The organism is Streptomyces sp. TE5632 (assembly GCF_054061295.1).
Genome location: NZ_JBSSEA010000002.1, coordinates 145,137 through 170,740 on the forward strand (window position 1 = coordinate 145,137; position 25,604 = coordinate 170,740).

15 protein-coding genes and 1 pseudogene are annotated in these 25,604 nt (G+C 71.2%); 9 read left to right on the top strand and 7 right to left on the bottom strand.

Annotated elements, in window-relative coordinates; all coding sequences use genetic code 11:
* Window positions 1-146 precede the first annotated feature (146 nt).
* Window positions 147-2,510 (top strand): AbfB domain-containing protein, encoded by a 2,364-nt coding sequence (locus ACVW19_RS02735; protein ID WP_457456214.1) that lies wholly within the window; start codon window positions 147-149, stop codon window positions 2,508-2,510.
* Between the two features lie 162 nt (window positions 2,511-2,672).
* On the opposite strand, the gene ACVW19_RS02740 is transcribed toward ACVW19_RS02735, so the two are convergent.
* The 3 genes from ACVW19_RS02740 to ACVW19_RS02750 all read right to left on the bottom strand — a co-directional run bounded on the left by ACVW19_RS02740 (window position 2,673) and on the right by ACVW19_RS02750 (window position 7,676).
* Entirely contained in the window at window positions 2,673-5,948 is a 3,276-nt protein-coding gene (locus tag ACVW19_RS02740; RefSeq protein WP_457456216.1) for a LamG-like jellyroll fold domain-containing protein, read from the bottom strand.
* 149 nt (window positions 5,949-6,097) lie between these two features.
* Window positions 6,098-6,379: a hypothetical protein gene (locus ACVW19_RS02745; protein WP_457456218.1), complete on the bottom strand. Its 282-nt coding sequence runs from the start codon at window positions 6,377-6,379 to the stop codon at window positions 6,098-6,100.
* Between the two features lie 100 nt (window positions 6,380-6,479).
* Window positions 6,480-7,676: a 4-hydroxybenzoate 3-monooxygenase gene (locus ACVW19_RS02750; RefSeq protein ID WP_457456220.1), complete on the bottom strand. Its 1,197-nt coding sequence runs from the start codon at window positions 7,674-7,676 to the stop codon at window positions 6,480-6,482.
* 232 nt (window positions 7,677-7,908) lie between these two features.
* Here ACVW19_RS02750 and ACVW19_RS02755 point away from each other — a divergent pair, with 232 nt between their 5' ends.
* Genes ACVW19_RS02755 through ACVW19_RS02765 form a run of 3 tightly spaced genes read left to right on the top strand, consistent with a single transcriptional unit; the run spans window position 7,909 to window position 12,240 of the window.
* Entirely contained in the window at window positions 7,909-8,721 is an 813-nt protein-coding gene (locus ACVW19_RS02755; protein ID WP_457456222.1) for an SDR family NAD(P)-dependent oxidoreductase, read from the top strand.
* Between the two features lie 32 nt (window positions 8,722-8,753).
* Window positions 8,754-9,968: a serine hydrolase domain-containing protein gene (locus tag ACVW19_RS02760; RefSeq protein ID WP_457456224.1), complete on the top strand. Its 1,215-nt coding sequence runs from the start codon at window positions 8,754-8,756 to the stop codon at window positions 9,966-9,968.
* A gap of 19 nt (window positions 9,969-9,987) precedes the next feature.
* Window positions 9,988-12,240: a cytochrome P450 gene (locus ACVW19_RS02765; RefSeq protein ID WP_457456226.1), complete on the top strand. Its 2,253-nt coding sequence runs from the start codon at window positions 9,988-9,990 to the stop codon at window positions 12,238-12,240.
* A 77-nt stretch (window positions 12,241-12,317) separates the two neighbouring features.
* On the opposite strand, the gene ACVW19_RS02770 is transcribed toward ACVW19_RS02765, so the two are convergent.
* Complete coding sequence (locus tag ACVW19_RS02770) at window positions 12,318-12,902, bottom strand: TetR/AcrR family transcriptional regulator (RefSeq protein ID WP_457456228.1); 585 nt, start codon at window positions 12,900-12,902, stop codon at window positions 12,318-12,320.
* Window positions 12,903-13,310: 408 nt separating this feature from the next.
* Here ACVW19_RS02770 and ACVW19_RS02775 point away from each other — a divergent pair, with 408 nt between their 5' ends.
* Window positions 13,311-14,807, top strand: a complete 1,497-nt coding sequence (locus tag ACVW19_RS02775) for a glucose/sorbosone family PQQ-dependent dehydrogenase (RefSeq protein WP_457456230.1) — start codon at window positions 13,311-13,313, stop codon at window positions 14,805-14,807.
* 70 nt (window positions 14,808-14,877) lie between these two features.
* Here ACVW19_RS02775 and ACVW19_RS02780 read toward each other — a convergent pair.
* Window positions 14,878-15,537: pseudogene (locus tag ACVW19_RS02780) on the bottom strand (dihydrofolate reductase family protein).
* A gap of 434 nt (window positions 15,538-15,971) precedes the next feature.
* Here ACVW19_RS02780 and ACVW19_RS02785 point away from each other — a divergent pair.
* A complete protein-coding gene (locus ACVW19_RS02785; RefSeq protein WP_457456232.1) occupies window positions 15,972-16,886 on the top strand; it encodes a YceI family protein in 915 nt (304 codons plus the stop codon).
* Window positions 16,887-16,934: 48 nt separating this feature from the next.
* Here ACVW19_RS02785 and ACVW19_RS02790 read toward each other — a convergent pair whose 3' ends face one another.
* Window positions 16,935-18,203, bottom strand: coding sequence for an NAD(P)/FAD-dependent oxidoreductase (locus tag ACVW19_RS02790; RefSeq protein ID WP_457456234.1), 1,269 nt, complete (start codon window positions 18,201-18,203; stop codon window positions 16,935-16,937).
* Between the two features lie 178 nt (window positions 18,204-18,381).
* Between ACVW19_RS02790 and ACVW19_RS02795 the strand changes: the two genes are divergently transcribed.
* The 3 genes from ACVW19_RS02795 (at window position 18,382) to ACVW19_RS02805 (ending at window position 21,717) form a co-directional block, all read left to right on the top strand.
* A complete protein-coding gene (locus tag ACVW19_RS02795; protein WP_457456236.1) occupies window positions 18,382-20,046 on the top strand; it encodes a PucR family transcriptional regulator in 1,665 nt (554 codons plus the stop codon).
* A 69-nt stretch (window positions 20,047-20,115) separates the two neighbouring features.
* Complete coding sequence (locus ACVW19_RS02800) at window positions 20,116-20,613, top strand: carboxymuconolactone decarboxylase family protein (protein WP_457456238.1); 498 nt, start codon at window positions 20,116-20,118, stop codon at window positions 20,611-20,613.
* An 87-nt stretch (window positions 20,614-20,700) separates the two neighbouring features.
* Window positions 20,701-21,717 (top strand): questin oxidase family protein, encoded by a 1,017-nt coding sequence (locus tag ACVW19_RS02805; protein WP_457456240.1) that lies wholly within the window; start codon window positions 20,701-20,703, stop codon window positions 21,715-21,717.
* A 122-nt stretch (window positions 21,718-21,839) separates the two neighbouring features.
* Here ACVW19_RS02805 and ACVW19_RS02810 read toward each other — a convergent pair whose 3' ends face one another.
* Window positions 21,840-25,214 (bottom strand): pyruvate carboxylase, encoded by a 3,375-nt coding sequence (locus tag ACVW19_RS02810; protein ID WP_457456242.1) that lies wholly within the window; start codon window positions 25,212-25,214, stop codon window positions 21,840-21,842.
* Window positions 25,215-25,604: the final 390 nt, after the last annotated feature.

A 25,604-nucleotide genomic window follows, 5' to 3' on the forward strand; every position in this document is an offset into this window, starting at 1 on the left:
GCTCCGGACGCGGCAGCCCTCCCTCCCCGGACCGGCTGCCGCGTCCGGCTTTCGGGGCAGCCGGCTCCCGGTTCCCGTACGGGAGCGGAGGCCGGCCGTCCCGCGCACGCGCACGTGTACCGCCCCCCACTCTCCGAGGAGGCACGATGCGTCGACCACCCGCACCGCGTTCACCGGTTCACGGGATCGGACACCGGCGGCGGTGGGTCACCACCGCGCTGATGGTGCTGGCCCTGCTCGGCGGTACGGCCCTCACCGGGTCCGCCACCGCTGCCGCCGCACCCCGGGCGTGGACGCCCAAACCCGCGCCGATGACCACCCCCTGGACCGACCAGGTCCCCGTCGACACGCCCCTGCCCGAGTATCCCCGCCCCCAGCTCACCCGCCCCGACTGGGCCAATCTCAATGGCATCTGGGACTTCGCCGTCACCTCGGCCGACGCCGGCCGGCCCGCGTCGTTCCCCGAGCAGATCCGGGTGCCGTTCGTGGCCGAGTCCGCGCTGTCCGGCATCCAGCGCCGGATCACGCAGAACGACAAGCTCTGGTACAAGCGCACCTTCACCGTGCCGTCCGGCTGGAACGGCCGGCGTGTGCAGCTCCACTTCGGCGCCAGTGACTGGCGCACGACCGTGTGGGTCAACGACCGGCAGGCCGGCGCACCGCACAGCGGCGGCTTCGACGCGTTCTCCTACGACATCACCGATCTGCTCGGCAGCGGCACCAACACCGTCGTCGTCTCCGTGTGGGACCCGACCCAGACCGGCGGCCAGGCCGTCGGCAAGCAGCGGATCAACGACGTGACACCGCATCCGGGCGGCGGCATCTTCTACACCGCCGCGTCCGGCATCTGGCAGACGGTGTGGCTCGAACCCACGGCGCCCGCGCACATCACCCGCCTCGACATGGTTCCCGACCTGGTGAACAACCGGCTCAGGGTCACGGTGCGGGGCGCCGGCACGAACGGCCACCAGGCCCGGGTCACGGTCTCCGCCGGCGGTACCGCGGTGGGCACCGCCACCGGCCCCGTCGGCAGCGAGTTCACCGTGCCGGTGCCCTCCGCCCGGCGGTGGACCCCGGACGACCCCTTCCTCTACGACGTACGGGCGGATCTGCTCTCCGGCGGCACGATCGCCGACTCCGTCGGCAGCTACACCGGAATGCGCTCCGTCGGCGTCGCCCGCGTCGACGGGATCCTGCGCCCCGTCCTCAACGGCGAGTTCGTCTTCCAGACCGGCACCCTGGACCAGGGCTACTGGCCGGACGGCATCTACACCGCGCCCAGCGACGCCGCCCTTCGGTACGACCTGCAGAAGCACAAGGACCTCGGCTTCAACATGGTCCGCAAGCACATCAAGGTGGAGCCGCAGCGCTGGTTCTACCACGCGGACCGGCTCGGTCTGCTGGTCTGGCAGGACATGCCGTCCATGGACCTGCGCACGCCGGACGCGGCCGCCCGCACCCAGTGGGAGGCCGAGTACGACCGCGTCATCGACCAGCACCGCAGTTCGCCCTCGGTGGTGATGTGGGTCAACCAGAACGAGGGCTGGGGCCAGTACGACCAGGCCCGCATCGCGAACGAGGTCAAGGCGTACGACCCGTCCCGTCTGGTGAACAACATGAGCGGCGTCAACTGCTGCGGAAGCGTGGACGGCGGCAACGGGGACGTCGTCGACCACCACGTCTACGTCGGTCCCGGCACCACGGTGCCCGACGCCACCCGCGCGGCCGTCCTCGGCGAGTACGGCGGCCTGGGTCTGAAGGTGTCCGGTCACGAGTGGTACCCCGGCGGCGGGTTCAGCTACGAGGACCAGCCGGACGCGGCCCGTCTCGGCAACCGGTTCGTCGGTCTGCTGGACGCGATCCGCGAGGTGCGGCTTCCGCGGGGCCTGTCCGGCGCGGTCTACACCGAGATCACCGATGTGGAGAACGAGGCCAACGGCCTGCTCACCTACGACCGTCAGGTCGTCAAGGTCGACGAGGCACGGGTGAGGGCCGCCAACCGTGCCCTGATCGGCGCGTCCCGCTCGCCGTCGGCCCCCGTCACCCTGCCGACCGGCCAGTACCGGTCTCTCGGTGTGACGACCCCGGGGCTGACGAACCGCTACGTGCGGCACCGGGACGGCGCGGTGTTCACCGAGGCCGTGGACGGCGGCAGCAGCACGCTGCTGAAGAACGACGCCACCTGGAGGATCGTGCCGGGCCTCGCCGACGGCTCCTGCTACTCGTTCGAGTCGCGGAACTACCCCGGCGAGTATCTGCGCCACCGCGACTACCGCGTGTACAAGGAGGCCGGCAGCGGTGGCCTGTTCCGGGCGGACGCCACCTTCTGCCCCGTGCGCGGCGCGAACGGAGCGGTGCGGCTGTCCGCCCACAACTTCCCCGAGCAGTATCTGCGCCACTACGACGCCCAGTTGTGGCTGGCCACCCCTGGCGGTACGCACACCTGGGACAACCCCGCTCTGTTCGCGGAGGACACCACCTGGACCGTGGCGGCGCCCTGGGCACCGTGAGCGGTGTGCGGTCCCCCGGGTGAGAGGCGGTGACGGCCGCGGGGCCGCCACCGCCTTCCCGGGCCGGCGCTCCCAGGCGTGCGGGAAGGTGCGGGTGCCGTCCGGCACCCGCACCTTCCCGCTACTGCCGACAGGCACAGGCGACCGTGCCGGCCCGGCCGGTCACGGCTTCTCCCGATCGTGCAGGGCTTTCACCTCCTCGGCGGTGAGGGCCCTGTCGAACGCGTGGACCTCGTCCACCGCGCCGTCCCAGAAGTCCGTGTCGGTGCCGTTCCACTGGGCACGGCCCACGGCGAGCGGCCCCGAGCCGACGTAGGCGGGGCCGGCGGTGGCGGTCGCCGCCGGAACGCCGTCGACGTAGAGGTCGATCTCGCCCCGCGCGGCGTCACGCACACCGACGAGGTGGTACCAGCGGCCCGTGTCCGGCTTCGTCTCCAGCCGTGCGCGCTTCCCGTCGGGTGTGCTGAAGGCGAAGGCCCCCTGCCCGTACTGCAGGTAGAAGGGACTCGCCTGGCGCCGCCCGTCCTGGCTCACCGCGGTGGCGTAGTTGCCGGGCAGCGAGTCGAGCCTGACCCAGGCGGAGACCGAGTAGCTGCCGGTCGTGTCGAGCACGGGGCCCTCGGTTCGCGCGTGCTGCCCCCGTCCGTCGAACTTCAGCGCGCTGCCGCTGACACCGGGGGTCCAGGCGGTGCCGTCGGTGAGGGTCAGGGGCCTGCCGTTCGGGCCGTCGTCCTTCGCGGTGGTGCCGGTGCCCTCGTCGAGGGTCCAGTGGCCGCCGCCCTTCAGCTGCGCCCGCTCGCCCGCGGCGGCGCCGGCCGCGATGACCTTGCGGTTGGCCTCGCGCACCCTGACCGGGTCGACCTTGATCTCCCGGCGGTCGTAGGTGTAGAGGCCGTTCAGTTCGTTCTCCAGGTCGGTGATCTGTGTGTACACCGAACCGGAGAGTTCGGCGGCGGCCTGGTCGAGGTAGAACTGCTCGGTGTTCTGCACGTACTTGCGGGTCAGCGCCTCCTTGTCGGCGACACCGCTGTAGATCACCGTCGGCGTGCCCGGCCACATGTGGCCCGGGGTGCGCAGGGTGAAGCCGCCGTGCTCCCCGTCCATGGCCGCCCGGTGGTCGGGGAAGGGCGGGTCCTCGTTGTTGTAGTCGTGGTGGTCGATGATGTCGCCCTTGCCCGAGTCGCCCTTGGAGTTGCAGCAGTTGACACCGCTGTGGGCGTTGACGACGCGGGAGGGGTCGGCGGCCTTGACCGACTCGGCGATGCGACCGCTCTCCTCGCGGTCCCACTCTCCCCAGCCCTCGTTGAAGACGATCCAGCCGATGACCGAGGGCGAGTTGTGGTGCTGGCGCATCATCTCGCGGCCCTGGTCGACGAAGGCCTTCTGCCCGGTCTCGTCGGTGATGTTCCCGGAGACGAAGTCCTGCCAGACCAGCAGGCCGAGCTTGTCCGCGTGGTAGAACCAGCGCGCCGGCTCCACCTTGATGTGCTTGCGGACGGCGTTGAAGCCGAGCTTCTTGTGCGCCTCGAGGTCGAAGGCCAGCGCCTTGTCGCTGGGGGCGGTGTAGAGGCCGTCGGGCCAGAAACCCTGGTCGAGGGTGGCGAGGGAGAAGACGGGCTCTCCGTTGAGCACCAGCTTCCGGTAGCCGCCGACCTCCTCGATCCCGATCTCGCGCATGCCGAAGTAGCTGCCGACCTCGTCCACCGACCGGCCGTCGGTCAGCCTGACGTCGAGGTCGTAGAGGTAGGGATCGTCGGGGCTCCACAGATGCTGCTTCGCCACGGGGAGCCGGAGTTCACGGTTGGCCGGACCGCTGACCCTGCCGACGACCTTGCCGCGGGCGTCACGGGCGACGGCCTCCACGCGCGCCTTCGAGGAGGCGCTCTCGGACTCGACGGTCACCGCCAGGCTGCCGGTGTCGATGTCCGGTGTGGTGACGACGTTGTCAACGGCCCGCTCGGCGACGGGCTCCATCCAGACCGTCTGCCAGATGCCTGACGACTGGGTGTAGAAGATGCCGCTGGGACGGGTGTGCTGCTTGCCCGTCGGCTGGTCGGCGCCGCCGGTGTCGGTGACCGCGACCACGACCTCCTGCGCTCCCCTGCCCTTGAGCGCGTCGGTGATGTCGGCGCTGAACGCGGTGTAGCCGCCGGTGTGTTCGGCGACCTTCTTGCCGTTGACCCAGACGCGTGCCTGGTAGTCCACGGCGCCGAAGTGGAGCTTCAGCCGCTTTCCCGCACCGATCTTCCAGTTCTTCGGCACCTCGACGAGCCTGCGGTAGAACATGTGGTCCTCGTGCCGCTCGAGCCCGGACAGCTGGGACTCGACGGGGAACGGCACGGTGATCCGCTCGTCCAGGTTCTTGCCGAAGACCGGCTGCTCGCCCGCCTCGGCACCGCTGAACTGCCAGGTTCCGTTGAGGTTCTTCCACTGGGACCGCACCTGCTGCGGACGGGGGTGCTCCGGCAGCGGGTTCTTCTTGTCCAGCTTGTCGCCCCACGGTGTGGTGAGGCGCCGGCTGGAAGCGTTCTGCGCGTAGCGGACGATCCGGGGCACGGTCTTGCCGCCGGTCGTCAGACCGCCCTCGCCGTCGTAGGTGAACCGGACCTGCTGGTTCTTCTGGATCGGCTTCGCGAGCGTGACGAGGAGGGAGCTGCGGTCGCCGGGTGCCGCCTTCACCGACGTGACCGGCATGGCGGTGGTGTCGGCCTCGATCTTCAGGTGCTCCGTGACCTCGTCGAGGTCGCCGACCCTGCCCTCGAAGCGGGCGCGCAGCCGCTTCCCGTCCTCGGCGACCGACAGGTCCACCGGAAAGACCTCGAAGCCGGCGGGCGGTGTGAACGCCGATTCGGGGACGAGCTGCTTGGGCGTCGTCGGGCTCGACCAGCGCAGGAACATGTTCGCCCCGCCGAGGTCCTGGAACATCTCCAGCCGGAAGGTGAGCCGTTCACCGGCGGTGAGCCTGATCGGCTTGCTGGTCTGTTCCCTGTCCCAGTCCGGCTCCCAGTGGTCGATGACCGGCTTGTCGTCGATGAAGAGCCGGAATCCGTTGTCACCGATGGCGTAGAACGTGTAGTCGCCGGTCGTCGGCGCCTCGATCTGCCCGGTCCAGCGGGCGGTCGTGTGCTCCGTCTTCCCGGTCAGCTCCTCGAACGTGCTCGTCAGGCCGGAGAAGTTGATCTGCGGCTCCAGCAGGGTGCCGCCGAGCTCGGCGAAATCCCGGGCTCCCGGCGCCGACATGCTGAAGTACTCGCCCTTGAGGCCGTGCTGCTCGACGACGGCATCGGCTGCCGCACCGGCGGTACGCGCGGACATGCTGCTGCTCACGGGCTCCGCGGCCGCCGCGGCGGGAACTGCCGCGCTCGTGGGCAGGAGCAGGGCCGCAGCGGTCAGCAGCGCCCACCACCGGGCTCTCGGGCGGGTGTGTTGTCTTGTCATCGAACCTTTCCTCGCGCAGGGGGCATGGGGACAGGACGAAACGGGACTGCGTCAGGTGAACGGCCGGGCAGGCGAGGGGTGTTCACCTGCGGCCGACGCGGGTCCGCCGGTACGGCACGGCACCGGCGCTGCGATGGCCAGGAGCCATTTCAACGTTGGAAATTCACCGTGCAGCGGAATGACAACACGTCGGCCGACGGCTGTCCAGACCTCGCGCACGGCCGGCTGATCGTCAGGAACCGTGCCGCCGGGGCGGGCCACGGAGAACCGTGGCGTGCCGCGGCGGCGCGGTACATGAAGTCGCGGCCGGCCTCGGGATGCAGGTCGCACAGGGCCGCGGCGAGGCCGTAGGAGCAGGCGGTGTGGCCGTCGTCGCTCCGCACGTGGAGGTGGCCGACGGCCAGGCGCCATACGGCGTCGTCCTCGGCCAAAAGCCCGCAGCGCGGGGCACGCCGGCGCGGTCGGGCAGGTGGCCGGTGACGTCCGTGCCGAGTTGGTCGGCGGTCGGGCTCTGACGGGGCAGCGCCACGTTCATCGCCCTTCCGGCCAACCGGTGTAGGCCTCGGCGAGGTAGGTCGAGCCCGCGGTCGAGCCGGTCACCGCGGACAGTTCGCCCTCCTGGCGCCGGACGTCGAACGGACTGGCCCCCGGCAGCGTGTGCAGCATCGTGGTCATCCAGTAGGAGAAGTGCTGGGCCTTCCAGACCCGGCCGAGGGCCCGCTCGCTGTAGGTCGCCAGCGGGGCGGTGTCACCGCTCGCGACCGCCCGCTCGAGCTCCTCGGCCAGCACCCGTACGTCGGCAAGGGCCAGGTTGAGGCCCTTGGCGCCGGTCGGCGGCACGGTGTGCGCGGCGTCGCCGGCGAGCACCAGCCGACCGTGGTGCATCGGCTCCTGGACGAAGCTGCGGAACGGCAGCACGGTCCTGGAGGTGATGGGCCCCTCCTTGAGTGTGTGGCCGTTGGCCCCGACCCGTGACTGGAGCTCCTCCCAGATCCGGTCGTCGGACCAGGTGGCGGCGTCCTCCGCGGGGTCGCACTGGAAGTACATCCGCTGGAGGGTCTCGGTGCGCTGGCTGATCAGCGCGAAACCCCGCGGCGAGTGGTTGTAGATCAGCTCCGGCGCGCTGGGCGCCGCCTCGGTCAGGATGCCGAACCAGGCGAAGGGATACTCCCGGAAGTACTGCGTGCGCCGTGCCTCCGGCACCTCGCGGCGGCACAGGCTGCGTGATCCGTCGGCGCCCACGAGGAAGTCGGCGCGCACCTCGTGGGGGGTGCCGTCCGCGTCGGTGAACCGCATGACCGGGGAGTCGGAGGTGAGGCCGTCGACCGCGACGTCGGTGACGCCGAACCGGACGTCGCCGCCGTCGCGCTCGCGGGCGTCGGCGAGATCGATGAAGACGTCGGTCTGGGGGTAGAGCTGGGTCGAGGCGCCGACCAGCCCCTGGAAGTCGATGCGGTGGCCGCCCCCGCCGAACGCCAGCTCGATGCCGTCGTGGCGGTAACCGTCGCGGTGCACCCGGTCGGAGACGCCGGTGCCGACCAGCAGGTCGACCGAGTCCTGCTCGAGGATCCCGGCGCGGTGGGTCTCCTCGATCTCCCGGCGGCCGCGCAGATCGATCGCGACGGAATCGATCCCGGCCCGGGCGAGCAGGTGGGAGAGCATCAGGCCGGCGGGGCCGGCCCCGACGATGCCGATCTGCGTACGGCTGTGAATGCGCGAGGAGGACATGGGCGACATTCTGCGTCCGTCCGAACCACCCGGCCAGGCCCCTCTTCCGTCCAGTGGAATCGGACCAGCGCACCTCTCCAGTCCGGACCGCCGGATTCCGGCTCCCGGACATTCCCGGGAAGTAAACCTAGACAGGTGTCAAATTCTTGATTAGGTTGACCGGACTTCACCGCAGGCAGGCAGGACTTGCCCTGAAGCGGCAGGTCACACCTCAACGACGAGGGGATCGACTATGGAACTCGACGGCAGGATCGCGGTCGTCACCGGTGCGGCTTCGGGCATGGGCCTGGCCGCTGTGAAGGCACTGGTGGGAGCCGGTGCCACGGTGTACGGCATGGATCTGCGGCAGGAGGACCTCGACCGCGAGTTCGCCGGTCTGGAGCGGGTCCGGGGTCATGCCGCGGACGTCTCCGACTCCGCCGCCGTGAACCGCGTCTTCGACCGGGTCCGGGAGGACCACGGCCGCCTGCACATCCTCGTGAACGCCGCCGGTGTCGCCACGCCGAACAAGGCCAAGCAGGCGTGGGTGGACGGGATCAACCAGAAGATGACCGAGTCCTTCAAGAACGGCGAGCCCTACCACCCCGAGTTCCTGGACGGCATCTCCGACGAGGACTTCGACCGCGTCGTCGCGATCAATCTCAACGGCACCTTCTACACGATCCGTGCCGCCGTACCGCTGATGAAGGAGAGCGGCAGCGGCTCGATCATCAACTTCGCCTCCGTCGCGGGGCTCATCGGCCTGCCGATGCCCGCCTACTACCCGGCGTCCAAGGCCGCGGTCGTGGGCCTCACCAAGGCGGTGGCGGCGGAGCTCGCCCCCTTCGACATCCGGGTCAACGCGCTGGCCCCGGCCGGCATCAGGACGGCCATGCTCACGGCGTCCGGCGACGACCACGTCCAGGCGCTGCTCTCCCTCCAGCCGCTGAAGCGTCTGGCCGAACCCGACGAGATCGGCCGGACGGTCCTCTTCCTCGCCTCCGACGCGGCGGGCCACTACACCGGTCAGACGCTGGCGCCCTCCGGCGGCGCCCTCATGCTCTGACCCCCCATCGACAACCGGACGGAGAAGATCCAGTGCAGCACACCGAGGCCCCGAGGCCCACGGTCGCCCTCACCGAGACACCCGGCGTCGAGCGCCGCTTCCTCGAGGTCCTGGACGACACCATCCGCGCGGACATCGAGAGCGGCGCCTACCACGGGGCGAACGTCATCGTGGCCCGCCACGGCGAGATCGCCCTGCGCGGCAGCTACGGACTGGCCGACGCCCGGACCGGCCGCCCGACCCGGCGCGACGACGTCTACCGCATCCTGTCCATGTCCAAGGGCTTCACCAACGCCCTGGTCTTCCGGGCCCTCAGCGAGGGCAGGCTGATGCTGTCGACCCGCGTCGTCGACCTCATTCCCGAGTTCTTCGGCACCGAGCCGTTCCGCGCGGCGCGCAAGGACCGGATCAACCTCGCCCACCTGCTCACGCATCGGGCCGGCATGCCCGCGACGCCCAACCCGGGGCTGGGCCCGGAGGGTTTCGCCGTACTCGCCGATGTCGTCGAGGCGCTGGCCGGCGTCGACGTCGTGCACGAACCGGGCACGAACCTGAACTACTCGGCGGCCATCAACCACGCGCTGATGGGCGAGATGGCCCGCCGCGCCTACGGTGCCGACTCGTTCCGGGAGCTCATGCAGGAGAAGGTCTTCGGCCCCGTCGGCATGACGCACACCAGGTTCGGGATGCCCGTCGAATGGCGTGACCTGGGCGTTCCGCTGAAGGTCATCGTCGCCAACGACTCCTGGCTCAAGCCCGAGGACATCGAGTGCCTCAACGAGGTCATCGACCGCGAGGACGCGGAGATGCCCTGGGTCGGCGCGGTGTCCACCATCGACGACGTCTTCGCGTTCACCGAGATGCTGCGGAACAAGGGGCGCACCGGCTCCGGGGAACAGCTCATCGGTGAGTCGGTGCTGGACTTCGCCACGACCAACCAGACCGGCGACCGGATCAACGACCTCTACGGCATGGTCGCCGCCGCCCGCAAGTGGAACCTTCCGCCGGGCAACATGGGCCTGGGCATGGCCCTCGCCGGGACCGGGACGCACGCCCGTTTCTTCGGCCCGTTCGTCTCGCCGCGCACCTTCGGCTCCTACGGCGCCGGTTCGTCCCTGCTGTGGGTGGACCCGGTCTCGGGGATGTCCTTCTGTTTCCTCTCCTCCGGGGTGATGGACGAGGGCGACAACGTCGCCCGCTTCCAGAAGCTCTCCTCGATCGCCGCCTCCGCGGCAACCAGCGTCTGACCCGCGAAAGGACCAGGCCATGACGTCACTGCAGGAAGAGGCCCGTCCCGTGGGCCGCTGCCCCGTCGCCCACGGTTTCGACGCGATGGGTGACGACTACTACCGGGACCCGGCCGCTCATCTGGCCACGGTCCGCGACACCTCGCCGGTGTTCTGGTATCCGCACCTGAACGCGTGGATCGTCACGCGGCGGGAGGACTGCCTCACCGTCCTGTCGGACTGGCAGACCTACTCCTCGGCCGCCAACTCGGCCGCGGACGTGCCGGCGAAGCACCGGGAGGTCTACCCGCCGGATCTCGTGGCGAAGATGATCGTGGGGCAGGACCCGCCCGGACACACCGAAACGCGGTCCGTGGCGCAGCGGGGCTTCGTCAAGGAGCGCATGGACCGGCTGCAGCCCGAGATCGAGGCCAGGGCGCACCGCATCATCGACCGGTTCGAGAACAACGGCTGCGCGAACCTGCTCGAGGAGTACTCGCTGGAGCTGACCACCCAGACCATCATGGCGCTGCTGGGTCTCGGCTACGAACACGAGGCGATGCTGAGGCAGTTGCGCGACGACCTGTTCGCCGTGCTGTCGTCCGCGCACGAGCCGCTGCCCGAGCCGGCGCGGTCTCAGGTGTGGGACCGCTTCGTCGAGGCCAACCTGAAGCTGCGTGCCATCGTCGACGCGCGGCGCGACTCCGATGCCGACGACATCATCTCCGTGATGGCGTCGGCCCGGGCGAAGGACGGCTCGTACGCGCTGCCCACGCCCCAGATCGCCCTGCACGTCTCCGAGTTCGCCGCGGCCGGCACGGACACCACGGCCCAGGCCATGACCAACGCGGTGCTCTTCCTGTCCCAGAACCCGCAGGCGCTCGAGGACGCGCTCGCCGAACCGGAGCTCTGGCCCCGGGTCTTCGAGGAGACGCTGCGGCGACGCCCGTCCTCGACGTTCACCTCGCGCCGGGTTACGCGGGACGTGGAACTGTCCGGTGTGCGCATCTCCGCCGGTGACATGGTGTGGGTCGCGCTGGCCTCGGCCAACACCGATCCCGAGCACGTCGAGCGGCCCTTCGAGTTCGACATCCACCGCCCCGACCCCACCGATCACCTGGCCTTCACGGCCGGACGGCACACCTGCCTGGGCAACCCCCTGGCCCGTGTCCAGGGCGCCACGGGGCTGCGGGTGCTCTTCGAGCGGCTGCCGTCGCTGCGCCCGGACGACACGGACGAGCTCGACTTCCTGCGCATGGCCCTGCTCCCGGTGCGCCGCTCGCTGCAGGTGCGCTGGGACGTCGCGGACGTCGAGCGTTCCCGGACGCGGACCGTGCGCACGCTCGCCCTGGAGGTGACGGAGCGCACCGAGGCGTCGGAGGGCGTCGTCGCCCTGACTCTGAGCCACCCGGACGGCGGGGAACTGCCGCCGTGGAAGGCCGGAGCCCATGTCGACGTCCATGTGCCAAGCGGGGACGGTGAGCCGTGGGTACGTCAGTACTCGCTGTCCTCCGATCCGGAGGACCGTACCTCCTACCGCATCGGCGTGCTGCGGGAGCAGTCCGGCCGGGGCGGGTCGGCGGCGGTGCACGACGCGCTGACGGTCGGGTCCCGGGTCACCGTGTCCTGGCCGCGCAACAACTTCCGGCTCCTGCCATCGCCCCGCTACCTGTTCATCGCGGGCGGCATCGGTGTCACCCCGATCCTGCCCATGATCCGGGAGGCCGAGCGGGCCGGCGCCGAGTGGGATCTCGTCTACGGCGGGCGCACGCACGCGTCGATGGCCTTCCGCGACGAGCTGGCCGTCCACGGCGACCGCGTCACGGTGGTCCCCCAGGACGAGCTCGGGCTGATCGACCTGCCCGGCCTGCTCGGTGAGGTGCGCGAGGGGACTCTCGTCTACGCGTGCGGCCCCGAGCCGCTGCTGCGGGCCGTGGAGGAGAACACCGCCCACTGGCCGAAGAACTCGCTGCGCCTGGAGCGGTTCGCCCCGAGGCCCGTGGTGCGGTCCGTTCCCGACACACCGTTCCAGGTGGAGTTCGCCGAGTCCGGGACGGTCGTCGAGGTCGGCGCGGACGAGACGATCCTGGAGGCCGCCCAGGAGGCCGGGCTCCCGGTGGTCTCCTCGTGCAGGACCGGTACGTGCGGCACCTGCGAGACGCCCATCGTCTCCGGCCGGGCCGACCACCGGGACTCGATCCTCACCCCGTCGGAGCAGGAGGCCGACAGGACCATGCTGATCTGTGTGTCCCGGGCCGCGGCCGACTGTCCGCGACTGGTGCTGGGCGGCTGACGCCGGGCCGTTCACCCACTCCCCCACTCCGTCGGGAAGCCCGTTCGCCGGGTTTCCCGGCGGAGTCCTGTGTCCGGTCAGTCGTCGAACAACTGGGCCCACTGCCGGGCCAGTGAGGTGAGGATCAGCTCCTCCCGCTCCTTGTGGCCGCGGATGTACAGGAAGTAGAAGTTGCGTTCCAGGCTCATCATCAGCGTGGTCATGTGCACTTCGCGTTCCACCCGCTCGTCCTCCGTCGCACCGTCCAGGTGGAGCGACGCGTGGGCCGACGAGACACGCCGGACCAGGCCCAGCCATTCCTCGAGTACGTCCGGATCGATGGCCATGGCCTGGTTGACGGCCTCGAACTCGGTGGCGTAGCGCAGCCACATCTCACGGGCGGTGCCAAGCCATTCCCGCATGACCTCGGGTGTGTACCTCGGCATCCCGTCCAGTACGGCGTAGAGCTCGGCCACCTCGGCCTCGATCTCGGCCATGCGGGCCCTGATGATCTGGGACTTGCTGTTGAAGTACAGGTACAGATTGGCCCGGCTGCTGCCGGCCGCGGACGCGATCTGGGCCATGGACGTGCGTTCGTAGCCCTGTTCCTTGAAGAGGCGCAGGGCCTCGTCGACGAATCGCTGACGGGTGGCGATGCTCTTGGCCGTACGGTTCGTTGCCATGCGGAGTACCTGGCTCACAAGAAGAAGCGGTGCGTCACGGGACACTCCTGGACGGTCGGCGCGGCGGTACGGCACTGCCGGTGCAGTCTAGCCATCCGGGTGAGCCACGATGCGGGGCGCTCCTTGCACTTCGATCGGGTGAACACCGGTGGCACGCCCCTGGGACGCCGCCGAAGCCGTGGGCCCACCGCCGGGCCGGCCGCCGCCCGCCACATCGGCACTCAACTCGTCGGGGTGGAGCGGCCCTTCAGCCCTGCCCGGACGCCGCCCGGTCGGGTTCTCGCGCATGTCCCGCCTCCCGGCCACGGCGCCCCGTCACCTGAACGGCAGAACGCCGCAGCACCCGGAGTGCTGAATCGATTACTCCACGCGATGCTCGGACGGGGCAACCTCACTGGAAGGAACCACATGCACCACATACTGCGCGGGCCGGTGACGACCGCACTCGTCCTGGCCCTCGGCGCCTCCCTCACCGGCGCCGCCGTCACCGGCGGGGACCCCTTTGGGAACTCCGACTCCGACGCCGTCTCCCCTCCCGCCCGTACGAGCACACCGCCCGCCTCGGGCATGTTCGCCAAGCGCGTCGTGGCCACCGGGCTGAACAACCCCTACGAGATCGTACGGGCTCCCGACGGGTCCCTGTGGGCCACCGAGAAGACCGGCAAGAAGGTCACCCGGGTCGACCCGAAGACCGGCGCCAAGACCACCCTGCTCAGCCTGCCGCAGGCCGTCCACAGCGAGGGCGGGCAGGACGGTGTGCTCGGCCTCGCCATCGAGGAACGGCGCGGGACCGGCGAGGTGTACGCGTACATCTCCTACAGCAACGACATCGACAGCACCCCGGTCGTACAGGCCCGCACCAAGATCGAGCGGTACACCTACGACCCCGACCGGAAGCGGCTGCACAGCCCGGAGGCCGTCATCGCCGGCATGCCGTCCGGCAACGACCACCAGTCGGCGCGGCTGCGCCTGGGCCCGGACGGCAAGCTGTACTACACCATCGGTGACCAGGGTGTGAACCAGTTCGGGAACACCTGCAAGCCCAGCTACGCCATGCGGCTGCCCACCGCTCACGAGGTCGAGGGCAGGGACTGGATCGCCTACCAGGGGAAGACCCTGCGGCTGAACACCGACGGTTCGATCCCCTCGGACAACCCGGTCCTGGGCGGCGTGCGCAGCCACGTCTACACCTACGGGCACCGCAACGCGCAGGGCCTGGCCTTCGGCCCCGACGGCACGCTCTACTCGAACGAGCAGGGCCCGAAGACCGACGACGAGATCAACATCCTGAAGAAGGGCGGCAACTACGGCTGGCCGAACGTCTCGGGCTACCGCGACGACAAGGCCTACGCCTACGCCAACTGGTCCGCCTCGTGGCCGACGCCGTGCGACGAGCTGACCTTCAGCAACTTCGAGATCCCCAAGACGGTCCCCGTCCAGCAGGAGACCGACTTCAAGCAGCCCTTCGTGCGGCCGGTCCACACCTTCGGCACCGTGGGCTCGGACTTCGGCTTCCAGGATCCCAGGTGCGCACAGGGCGAGATGTGGTCGCTGTGCTGGCCGACCATCGCGCCCTCCAGCTTCGAGCACTACGGGACGTCCAGGAAGTCCGCCGAAGCCACCGGTAGGGGCATCCCGGGCTGGAACAACTCCCTGGTGATGACCACCCTCAAGGACGGCACCGTCTACCGCGTCGACCTCACACCGGGAGGCCAGGGCGTCGGCAAGGTCACCGAGCTCTTCATGGAGCACAACCGCTTCCGTGACACGGAGTTCAGCGCCGACGGCAGGTCCCTCTTCGTCGCGACCGACTCCGCGGGCCCCGTCCGTGACGCGCAGGGCAGTCCGGTGTCCGACCCCCTGGAGAACCCGGGCGCGATCATCGAGTACCGCCTGCAGGGCTGAACCGGCGCCCCGGCCTGCCCGGTACGTCCTGCGGCACTCGGCCGTCCTCGCCCCGCCCGGTCACACCCCCTCACAGGCCAGGCCCGGGGCGAGGACCTTCGCCGTGTCGTGCCTCCGTCGGTCCCTGCGCATCGGCTCCCTGGGTTCCGTGGGTGCCGTACTCGGGTCGTCCGGTTGATTCGTAGACGTGGACCGCCAGTCCGCGCGGTGTCACCTCGTGGCGGACGAGGCGCAGGCCGGCCGGGAAGAGGCGGCGGCCGGCACCCAGCACCACGGGGGCGATGACCAGGCGCAGTTCGTCGATCAGGCCGACGGCCGGCAGGGACCGGGCCAGCCGGGCGCTGCCGTGGAGTTGCAGCTAGCGGCCGGGCTGCCGTTTCAGGTCGGCGACCTGGGCGGGGACGGCGCCGGAGAGGACCGTGGTCGGATTCCACCCGGCCTCGGCCAGGCTGTGGGAGGCCACGTACTTCGGCAGGCCGTTCATGAGCGGGCCGAAGGAGGGCTCGGTCGTCTTCGGCCAGTCCCGCGCGAAACTCACACAGGTGCGGCGGCCCAGCAGCAACCCGTCCGCCTGGCCGAGCCAGGTGGCGGCCAGCTGTTCGAACGCCTCGTCCAGATACGGCACGAACCAGCCGCCCCGGGTGAATCCGTCACTGGTGTCCTCGTCCGGGGACCCCGGGCCCTGGTAGGGGCCGTCCAGTGTCAGAAACTGCGTCAGCGTGAGCTTCATCGTCCGCACTCCTGTCCCGGGCGGGGGAACGCCTTTCCCCTCGCCTCTTCCCTGGACCGCGGAACGCGCGAGGACTCATCGGTCCGGGCTACTCCGGCGGTGTGCGCGCGGATCGTGTGCAATGTGCACCGAAATCGCGAGTGGCGTATGGACACCCCGACACGTTCCCACCATTTGCCGGAGCGCCACTGCAAAGAAGCATCCCCACAAATCAGCGCATTGCTCTCACAGCACCGCTTCCCCGGTGGCTCACCCGGCGCCGCCCTGCGCCCGCGCCGACGCCGGGAGCAGTCACTCTCCTCTTCCGACGGCTTTAGGATCGATGGCAGGCCGCCCCCCTCGTACTGATGTCCCCATCCCCTGGCTCTTGGCAGCCGCGAACACGGTGGGCCGTGCGGGCCAGACGGAAACATGCGTGAAGAAAGGTGAACACCATGGTCCTCGGACTGCTGCGGCGCCTGCGCCCGCAGGGCGCCTCCGGCGCCGCGTCGGGCCTCTCGGTCCCCCTGCCGGCGGGCGCGGGGGCGTTCGGCTGTGAGGCCGTCGACGCCCTGGGGCAGCCGCTGGGCGCAGCCGAGGTCACGGTGACTGCGCTGGACAGCCACCGCGTCGCGGCCCGCGGCATCACCGACCCGTACGGCTACTACATGGCGGCCCTGCCCCCGGGCAGGTACAGCGTGATGCTGGCGGCGGAGGGCCTGTCACCCGCCCGCGAGAGCGTCGACATAGTCGCCGGGGTGGCTCTCGCCCCCGCACGCGTCGTGCTGGAGCCCGGACGCCGGCTGGAGCTGCCGCCCGCCGGCACCTGGGTGTTCGACCCTCCGCACACCGCGATCCGGTTCATCGCCAAGCACGTGGGCATGGCTCATGTCCACGGCCGCTTCACACGGTTCGAGGGCGGCATCCGGGTCGCGGAGAACATGGGCGACTCCCAGGTCTCGGTGCGCATCGACGCCTCCAGCATCTCGACGGGCAACCAGACCCGCGACAACCACCTGCGGTCGGCCGACTTCCTCGACGTCGAGAACTACCCGTACATCGATTTCACCAGCACGCGGTTCGCCTACCACGGCGGCTCCAAGTGGACTGTGCACGGCACCCTCACGATGCACGGCACCAGTCGCTCGGCGGGCCTCGACACCGAGTATCTCGGCACCGTGAACGGCGGCTACGAGCAGGAGCTGCGCTGCGCCGCCCTCGCGAAGGCCGAACTGCATCGCGAGGACTTCACCCTCAACTGGCGTTCCATGCTCGCCCGCGGCATCGCCGTCGTCGGGCCGACGGTCCAGCTGGCGCTCGACGTACAGGCCATGTACCGGACCCACGACACACCGACCCCGCCCAAGTAACGGACGGGTCGGCGGGGCGGGTGTCCCCGCCCCGCCGCCGGTGGCCGGTCAGCGCAGCGGGTCGAACGGCGCGAGCTGCGCGGGGCGTGCGCCGGTGACCATCATCTCGGCGAGCAGCTGTCCGGTGGCCGGGCCGAGGGTGATGCCCCACATGCCGTGTCCGCCGGCGGCGAAGACCCGGGGTGAGCGGGTGGCCCCGATCAGCGGCAGTCCGTCGGTCGTGCAGGGGCGCGAGCCGACCCACTCGTCCTTGCGGGCGTCCAGGTCGGCGCCGCGCAGCAGCGGGCGGGCCGCCTCGGCGATGGCGTTGATCCGGCGCGCGTCCAGGGGTGCGTCCGGCTTGCGGAACTCCATCATTCCGGCGACGCGCAGCCGGTCGCCGAGCGGTGTGCAGGCGACGCGCTGGGCGGGGAAGTACACGGGGTCGGACGGCACGCGCTCGACCGGGACGCTGAAGCTGTACCCCCGGCCGGCCTGTACGAGGGAGCGGACCCCGAACTTCTTGGCGTGGCGGCCGAGCCAGGCTCCGGTGGCCAGGACCACCGCGTCGAAGCGCCGGCTCCGGCCGTCACCGGTCCGGACGATGACACCGGTGGCCTCGTCCCGCACATCGGTGACCTCCGTCCGCTCCCGGATCTCGCCGCCCCGGGCGCGGACCGCGTCGCCCAGGGCGTGCGTGAAGTGTCCGGGGTCGATGTAGCGCTGGCCGCGCAGACGGATCGCCGCGCCGATCTCGTTCGAGAGGGACGGCTCGACCTCCCGGGCCTCGTCGCCGTCGAGGATGTCGAACTCCATGCGCTGTCCTGCGGCGTGGATCTGTTCGAGCTCCTCCAGCAGGACCCGGCGTTCCCCGGCCGTGCGGTAGGCCGCGAGGAAGGACTTGGCGTCGAGCGTCCGCGCCTCGACGCCGCCTTCGGCCAGCGCGTCGAAACTGGGCAGCGCCAGGCTGTTGATGGGGACGAGCGCGCGCATGGCCCGCAGCCACCGTGTCGCGGTGCTGTTCCGGGCGAACCCCGCGAGGAACCTGAGCAGGTTGGGGTTGGCGCTGGGCGGCACGTAGACCGGAGAGGACGGGCTGAGGACCGCGCGTACGCCGTAGCTGAGGACCGCGGGCTCGGGCAGCGGCGTCGCCAGGCCGGGGGTCAGCCATCCGGCGTTGCCCCAGGAGGAGCCGGCGGCCACCCCGTCGCGGTCGTACACGGTGACGTCGACGCCTCGCTCCTGAAGGAACCAGGCGGTGGACAGTCCGACCATGCCGGCACCGACGACGGCGACGGAGCGGGGGCCGGAGTGCGCGGGCGAGGCGGGTCGGGTCATGTGGAACCTCTTCTCCAATGCGGTGGTGTCTTCGATGGTGAGCCCGGGGCGTGCCGTTGTCTTTGTGCTGTACGGCCAATGGAGGCCGTACACGTGGTGCACCGGGAACCATGTCCCCGGGTCACAATGGGGGCATGACCCTGCTCATGAGCTGCTGCCGTCGCGCCGTGGGAGGCCGATGATGATCACGGTCACCGATCTGGTGGATTCCCTGGGCGCCGGGTTTCTCCGTACCGTCGTGGCGGCCGGAAACGCCGAAGTGCACGACGTCGCCCTGGCCGAACCCGGGGATGCCGTGGGGCAGCCGGGAGAGCTCGTCCTGGGGGTGGGCGTGGCCGACCGGGCCGGGGCCGTCGCCCTGCTGGAGCGGGCCGCCCGGGCGGCGGCCGGGGGCGTCGTGCTCAAGGGCCCCTTCGCCGGTGATCCGCAGGTGGCCCGTGCCGCCCGCGAGCTGGCGGGCCCCGCGCTGGTGGAGCTGCAGCCGCACACGTCGTGGGCGCATGTCGTCTGGCTGCTGCGGGGCGTCATCGACCGGGCCTCCGCGCCCGACACCAGTCGCCTCGGCAGTCCCGGACCGCACGTCGACCTGTTCGCGCTGGCCGACGCGGCGGCCGAGATCATCGACGCGCCGGTGACGGTGGAGGACGCGCAGTCCCGGGTTCTCGCCTACTCCGCGCGGCAGGACACGACCGATCCGGCGCGCGTCTCCACCATTGTGGGCCGGCGTGTGCCCCCGGAGACCCTCACCCATTTCCGGGCCGGCGGTGTCTTCCGCAGGCTCGCCCGCTCCAGCGACCCCATCTGGACCCCGGCCGGCCCCGACGGCACCCTGCCCCGGCTGATCATCCCGGTACGGGCCGGCGGCGAGTGGCTCGGCTCGATCTGGGCGGTGGTCCGCTCTCCGGTCCCCCCGGAACGCATCCGGGAGCTCAGCGACGTGGCCTCGGTCCTCGCCCTGCACCTGCTGCGGCTGCGTGCCGAGGCCGGTATCGCACGGCGGGTCTCGACGGGTCAGCTGCGGGTGACCCTGCGCGAGGGCGCAGCCTCCGGCCCCGGTCCGGGTGCCGTGCCCGGACCGGGCGGTCCCGGGCCGGGCACGGCACCCGCGCTGCCTGCGGGTCCTTGGCGGGTGGTGGCCTTCGGATCCCCCGAGGGGACCGACGTACGCAGGCAACTGGATCTGTGGGAATCGGTCGCACTCCGCTTCGGCTGGCACCAGCCCCTGCTGACCGACCTCGACGGGCTGCTGTTCGGCCTGGTCGTCGAGCGGCCGCGGGGCAGGCGCCCCGTCACCGCCGGGGGTATGGCCGACGCCGGTGCGGGCACCCTGGACTGGCTTCGGCATGTGCTGCGTGAGGTCCACGCCCATGACCCGGGTATGTACGCCGCGGTGGGCTGCCCCGCCCGCTCCCCCGACCAGTTGCCCCGTGCCACCGCGGAGGCCGGCGAGCTCCACCGGCTGATCGGCGCCGGCCGGCTCCCGCTCCCCGACCGGACGGGGATCGTCCTGATGGAGGACGCCTGGGACACCGTCGTCGTGGAGCGTGCCACGGCGGCCGTCGGGATCGACACGGGCCTGCTCGGCGGGCCGCTCGCCGCGCTGCGCGCGCACGACGAGGAGCACGGCACGCCGTATCGCGCGACGCTCGCGGCCTGGCTGGACCACTTCGACGACCCGCAGAGCGCCGCGCGGCTGTTGCGGATCCATCCCAACACGCTGCGCTACCGGCTGCGCAAGCTCGACGAGGTGGCCCCGGTGGACCTGTCCTCGCCCCGGGTGCGGCTGGCGCTGCGGCTGCAGCTCACGGCGATGGGCGCGGGACCGCGTCCAGCCGGCCGATGAAACTACATTTTTCAACAATCATGGATGATGGGAACAGAGGTTCAGACACCGCGCGATGAAGGAGTTCACGTGACCCAGGCGGCAGCGGAGACCACGGACCAGCGGGTGTTCGTCGACAAGCAGAGCCCGGCCGCCTATCGCGCGCTGGCGGCCACGGCCGAGGCGGTACGCGAGGTCGCGGCCGACGCCGGTCTGGACCGCGTCCTCGTCGAGCTGATCAACATCCGGGTCTCCCAGCTCAACGCCTGCGCGTTCTGCCTCAGTCTGCACACCACGCGGGCGCTGCGCGCCGGCGAGACCGCACAGCGCCTGGGCGTGCTGGCCGTCTGGCGCGACACCGAACTGTTCCCTCCGCGCGAGCGCGCCGCGCTGGCACTCGCCGAGGTCACCACCCTGCCCACGGACGCCGACGCGCAGAGCACCGCGTACGCGCTCGCGCGCTCCGTGCTGTCGGAGGACGAGATCTCCGCCGTGATCTGGGTGGCGATCACCATGAACGCCTTCAACCGGGTCTCCGTCCTGAGCAAGCACCCGGTGCGCAGCCGCACCGCGACACCGGAAACGTAGTCGGGCGGGGCCGGTCTCGGCCGGTCTCATCGGTCCTAGGTCTGCGGCCCGTTACGCCGCCGTGGCGCCGCGCCTAACGTTCCGTCCATGGACACGACAGGCACACTCGACGAGGCGCTCCAGCGGCTGCACGCCTTCGGACCGGAGCGGCTCGGCCGGCTCACCAATCACGCGCCGATGGCCGTGGAAGCCCTGACCACGCACGGGCGGGCCGGTGCGGTCCACCGGTGGCTCGACCTGTACGCGCGCAAGCTCGAGGACTTCCCGGCCGGGAGCGAGCCGGTCACGGCCGTCAACTGGCCCTCCGCGCTGGGTGATTCCCGCCGCGCCGCCGACTGGATCGGCTACTTCGGCCGCGAGCTGGCCGAACGTCCCTGGCGTGAGGTGCTCGCCGAGTGGTGGCCCCGGCTCCTGCCCGGCCTGTACGGCGGTTCCACCCATCCGGTCATCCGGGTGGGACACGCCGTGCGTACGCTCCTGGCCGGCGAGGCCACCGGGCCGCGCCTGTCCGAACTCGGGCACGGCCTCGGCTACTGGGCCGCCCGCCACCACCCCATCGCGGACCCGTCACCGCTGCCCGGCTCCGGCAGCGCGGCCGCCGCCCTGGACACGGTGACGCCGCTCGCCGCACAGGACGGCGGCTTCGCCGACCGGCTCCCCCGTGTCGCGGGCCTGCCGGTGTGGGCGGCCACGGTCACGGACCCGGACGAGGCCCGCCGCCGCCTCTGCGAACTGGTGCGGGCCGCCACCCACCGCTACGCCACCCACGGCCACGGCGAGGAGACCATGCTGGTCCACGCGGCCACGGCCCCCAACGCCGTACTGCGCAGTTTGCCCGCGCTGCCGCGTGCCCTGTGGGTACCGAGTCTGCGGGCCGCCTGGACGGCGTCCGCGGCGGTGACCGCGATGTACGCGCCGCGCTCCCCCGTCGCGTACACCCCGCCGGGGCCTCTCACCCCCGAGGAGGTCTTCGAACGGGCGTTGGCGCACGGCGACGAACACGTCATCAAACTCACCGACACCGCCCTCGACGTCGGCGACGAACCGGCTCTGGCGGCGGCCCTGCGCGCCGTCGACCTGAGCGAGCCTCCGGGCCTTGGATGAGTTCCGGGTGCCCGACCGGCCCCCCTGGTGCACGGCCGACGAACTCGGCGTCCAGCGCGGGGCCGGCCCGTGCTCGCCGCGGCCCGGTGCACACAGGAGGGCGTCCACGGTCTGCGGTCGGGTCAGGCGAGTTCCACGAGGAGATCGCCGCCTTCCACCTGTTGGATGCGGTTGATGGCCAGCCGGCTCACCGTGCCGGACTTCGGGGCGGTGATCGCGGCTTCCATCTTCATCGCCTCGATGGTGGCCACCGTGGCCCCCGTCTCCACCTCGTCGCCCTCGGCGACCGCGAGGGTCACCACTCCGGCGAACGGCGCCGCGACATGGCCGGGGTCGGTCCGGTCGGCCTTCTCGGTGACCGGGACGTCGGAGGCCGCCGCCCGGTCGCGGACCTGGATCGGCCGCAGCTGACCGTTCAGGGTGGACATCACCGTGCGCATGCCGCGCTCGTCGGCGTCGCCCACGGCCTGGAGTTCGATGAGCAGCCGCACCCCGGGGTCGAGGTCGACGGTGTACTCCTTGCCGGGGCGCAGCCCGTAGAAGAAGTCCTTGCTGTCCAGGACGCTGGTGTCGCCGAAGCTCTGGCGGTGGGTCTCGAACTCGCGGGCCGGACCGGCGAACAGCAGCCGGTTGAGCGTGGCCCGACGGTCCTTCGCCAGTCCGGCACGGTCGTCGGCGGTCAGTTCCCGCACGGGTTTGGCGTCGGCGCGGCCCCGCAGTGCCTTGGTCCGGAAGGGCTCCGGCCAACCGCCGGGCGGGGTGCCCAGTTCGCCGCGCAGGAAGCCGATGACGGAGTCGGGGATGTCGAACCGGTCCGGATCCTGCTCGAAGTCCTGCGGGGACACCCCGGCGCCCACCAGGTGCAGTGCCAGGTCACCGACCACCTTCGAGGAGGGGGTGACCTTCACCAGGCGGCCGAGCATCCGGTCTGCGGCGGCGTACATCGCCTCGATGTCCTCGAAGCGGTCGCCCAGGCCCAGGGCGATGGCCTGGGTGCGCAGGTTGGAGAGCTGCCCGCCGGGGATCTCGTGGTGGTAGACCCGGCCGGTGGGTGAGGCCAGGCCCGCCTCGAAGGGGGCGTAGACCTTGCGGACGCTCTCCCAGTACGGCTCCAGATCGCCGACGGCCTGGAGGTCGAGGCCGGTGGGCCGCTCCGAGTGGTCGGTCGCCGCGACGATCGCCGACAGGGACGGCTGCGAGGTGGTGCCCGCCATGGACGCCACCGCCCCGTCGACCGCGTCCGCTCCGGCCTGGATCGCGGCGAGGTAGGTGGCGAGCTGACCGCCGGAGGTGTCGTGGGTGTGCAGGTGGACCGGCAGGTCGAACTCCCGGCGCAGGGCCGACACCAGGGTCGCCGCGGCGGGTGCCCGGAGCAGGCCGGCCATGTCCTTGACGGCCAGGACGTGCGCGCCCGCGTCGACGATCTGCTCGGCCAGGCGCAGGTAGTAGTCCAGGGTGTAGAGCCGCTCGGACGGGTCGGACAGGTCGGCGGTGTAGCACAGGGCGACCTCCGCGACGGCCGTCCCGGTCCCGCGTACGGCGTCGATGGCGGGCCGCATCTGGGCGACGTCGTTCAGCGCGTCGAAGATGCGGAAGACGTCGATGCCGGTGGCCGCCGCCTCCTGGACGAAGGCGTCGGTCACCTCGGTCGGGTACGGCGTGTAGCCCACGGTGTTGCGGCCGCGCAGCAGCATCTGCAGGCAGATGTTCGGTACGGCTTCCCGCAGGGCGGCCAGGCGCTCCCACGGGTCCTCGGCGAGGAAACGCAGGGCGACGTCGTAGGTGGCACCGCCCCAGCACTCCAGGGAGAGCAGTTCGGGCAGGGTGCGCGCCACCACCGGGGCGACGGCGAGCAGGTCCTTGGTGCGGACCCGGGTGGCGAGCAGCGACTGGTGGGCGTCACGGAAGGTGGTGTCGGTGACGCCGACGGTCGGTGACGCGCGCAGCCAGCGGGCGAAGCCCTCGGGGCCGAGTTCGGCGAGCCGCTGCCGGGACCCCGCCGCCGGCTCGCCAGGGAGCAGCCGGGGCAGCTTGGTCAGCGGGTCGATCAGTTCGGGCCGCTCGCCGTGCGGCTTGTTCACCGTGACGTCGGCGAGGTAGGTCAGCAGCTTCGTGCCTCGGTCGGCGGAGTGGCGTGCGGTGAGCAGGTGCGGACGCTGCTCGATGAACGACGTGGTGACCTGTCCGGCCTGGAACTCCGGATCGTCCAGCACGGCCTGCAGGAAGGGGATGTTCGTGGCGACGCCGCGGATGCGGAACTCGGCCACGGCGCGCCGGGCCCGATTGACCGCGGTGGTGAAGTCCCGGCCCCGGCAGGTCAGTTTCACCAGCATCGAGTCGAAGTGGGCGCTGATCTCCGTGCCGGCGTGGGTGGTGCCGCCGTCCAGGCGGATGCCGGAGCCGCCGGGCGAGCGGTAGGCGCTGATCCGCCCGGTGTCGGGGCGGAAGCCGTTGGCCGGGTCCTCGGTGGTGATGCGGCACTGCAGCGCGGCGCCCCGCAGAGTGATGTTCTCCTGGGCGAGACCGAGGTCGGCCAGCGTCTCACCGGCGGCGATGCGCAGTTGCGCCTGCACGAGGTCGACGTCGGTGACCTCTTCGGTCACGGTGTGTTCGACCTGGATGCGCGGGTTCATCTCGATGAAGACGTGGTTCCCGTCACGGTCGACGAGGAACTCCACGGTCCCGGCGTTGCGGTAGCCGATCCGGCGGGCGAAGCGCACGGCGTCGGCGCAGATCCGGTCCCGCAGCTCCGGGTCGAGGTTCGGCGCGGGCGCGAGTTCGATCACCTTCTGGTGGCGGCGCTGCAGCGAGCAGTCGCGCTCGAACAGGTGAATGACGTTGCCCTCGCCGTCGGCGAGGATCTGCACCTCGATGTGGCGGGGCTCGACGACGGCCTTCTCCAGGAAGACCGTGGGGTCGCCGAACGCGGACTCGGCCTCCCTGGAGGCGGCCTCGACGGCCTCCCGCAGCTGGGCGGGGCCCTCCACGCGGCGCATTCCGCGCCCGCCGCCACCGGCGACCGCCTTGACGAACACGGGGAAGCCGATGTCGTCGGCGGCACGGACGAGTTCCTCCACGTCGGTGGAGGGCGCCGAGGACCCCAGCACCGGCACGCCCGCCTCACGGGCCGCGGCCACCGCGCGGGCCTTGTTCCCGGTGAGTTCCAGGATCTGTGCGTCCGGTCCGACGAACGTGATGCCCGCGTCCTCGCAGGCGAGGGCCAGCTCGGGATTCTCGGACAGGAATCCGTATCCCGGGTAGACGGCGTCGGCTCCCGCCCGGCGCGCCGCGCCGATGATCTCCTCGACGGAGAGGTAGGCGCGCACCGGATGCCCCGGCTGCCCGATCTCGTACGCCTCGTCCGCCTTGAGCCGGTGCAGCGAGTTGCGGTCCTCGTGCGGAAAGACCGCGACGGTTCGGGCGCCCAGTTCGTAGCCCGCACGAAACGCCCGAATCGCGATCTCACCACGGTTGGCTACCAGCACCTTGCGGAACATTCTCGATCCCTTCAGCCTGCCGGGTGACGAAGACCATGGTGTCGGTGTCGCGCCCACTACGCCATGTGAGCCGGGCCACTCACCGGTACCTCCGGAAGAGCCGTGCTCTTCGAACGGCTCCTCCGCCGGATGCCGGGCAGGGTCAAAGCGCTCACCGCGTCACGGGCCTGGGCCGACATGCCACCGGGTGGGCCGATCGCCGGGGCGGCGGTGGCTTCGGTCGGGCTCGTGCCGGTGCTGCTCACTCGTGCCGGTGCTGCTCGGCGGAAGGGCCGTGTACTTCCTCACCACGAACCCGGCCGGGCCGAGGCCGGAATGGCGTCAGATGGATCGTGCGGGTGAGCGCGGCGCCGGGGAACCACTGTCCGGGAAAACCCGCTCCCCGGCTCG

Excerpts from the sequence above, each read along its gene's own strand:
- ACVW19_RS02735 (WP_457456214.1), top strand. The coding sequence starts at position 147 with ATGCGTCGACCACCCGCACCGCGTTCACCGGTTCACGGGATCGGACAC.
- ACVW19_RS02740 (WP_457456216.1), bottom strand. The coding sequence starts at position 5,948 with ATGACAAGACAACACACCCGCCCGAGAGCCCGGTGGTGGGCGCTGCTG.
- ACVW19_RS02750 (WP_457456220.1), bottom strand. The coding sequence starts at position 7,676 with ATGTCCTCCTCGCGCATTCACAGCCGTACGCAGATCGGCATCGTCGGG.
- ACVW19_RS02755 (WP_457456222.1), top strand. The coding sequence starts at position 7,909 with ATGGAACTCGACGGCAGGATCGCGGTCGTCACCGGTGCGGCTTCGGGC.
- ACVW19_RS02765 (WP_457456226.1), top strand. The coding sequence starts at position 9,988 with ATGACGTCACTGCAGGAAGAGGCCCGTCCCGTGGGCCGCTGCCCCGTC.
- ACVW19_RS02770 (WP_457456228.1), bottom strand. The coding sequence starts at position 12,902 with ATGGCAACGAACCGTACGGCCAAGAGCATCGCCACCCGTCAGCGATTC.
- ACVW19_RS02775 (WP_457456230.1), top strand. The coding sequence starts at position 13,311 with ATGCACCACATACTGCGCGGGCCGGTGACGACCGCACTCGTCCTGGCC.
- ACVW19_RS02785 (WP_457456232.1), top strand. The coding sequence starts at position 15,972 with ATGGTCCTCGGACTGCTGCGGCGCCTGCGCCCGCAGGGCGCCTCCGGC.
- ACVW19_RS02790 (WP_457456234.1), bottom strand. The coding sequence starts at position 18,203 with ATGACCCGACCCGCCTCGCCCGCGCACTCCGGCCCCCGCTCCGTCGCC.
- ACVW19_RS02795 (WP_457456236.1), top strand. The coding sequence starts at position 18,382 with ATGATGATCACGGTCACCGATCTGGTGGATTCCCTGGGCGCCGGGTTT.
- ACVW19_RS02805 (WP_457456240.1), top strand. The coding sequence starts at position 20,701 with ATGGACACGACAGGCACACTCGACGAGGCGCTCCAGCGGCTGCACGCC.
- ACVW19_RS02810 (WP_457456242.1), bottom strand. The coding sequence starts at position 25,214 with ATGTTCCGCAAGGTGCTGGTAGCCAACCGTGGTGAGATCGCGATTCGG.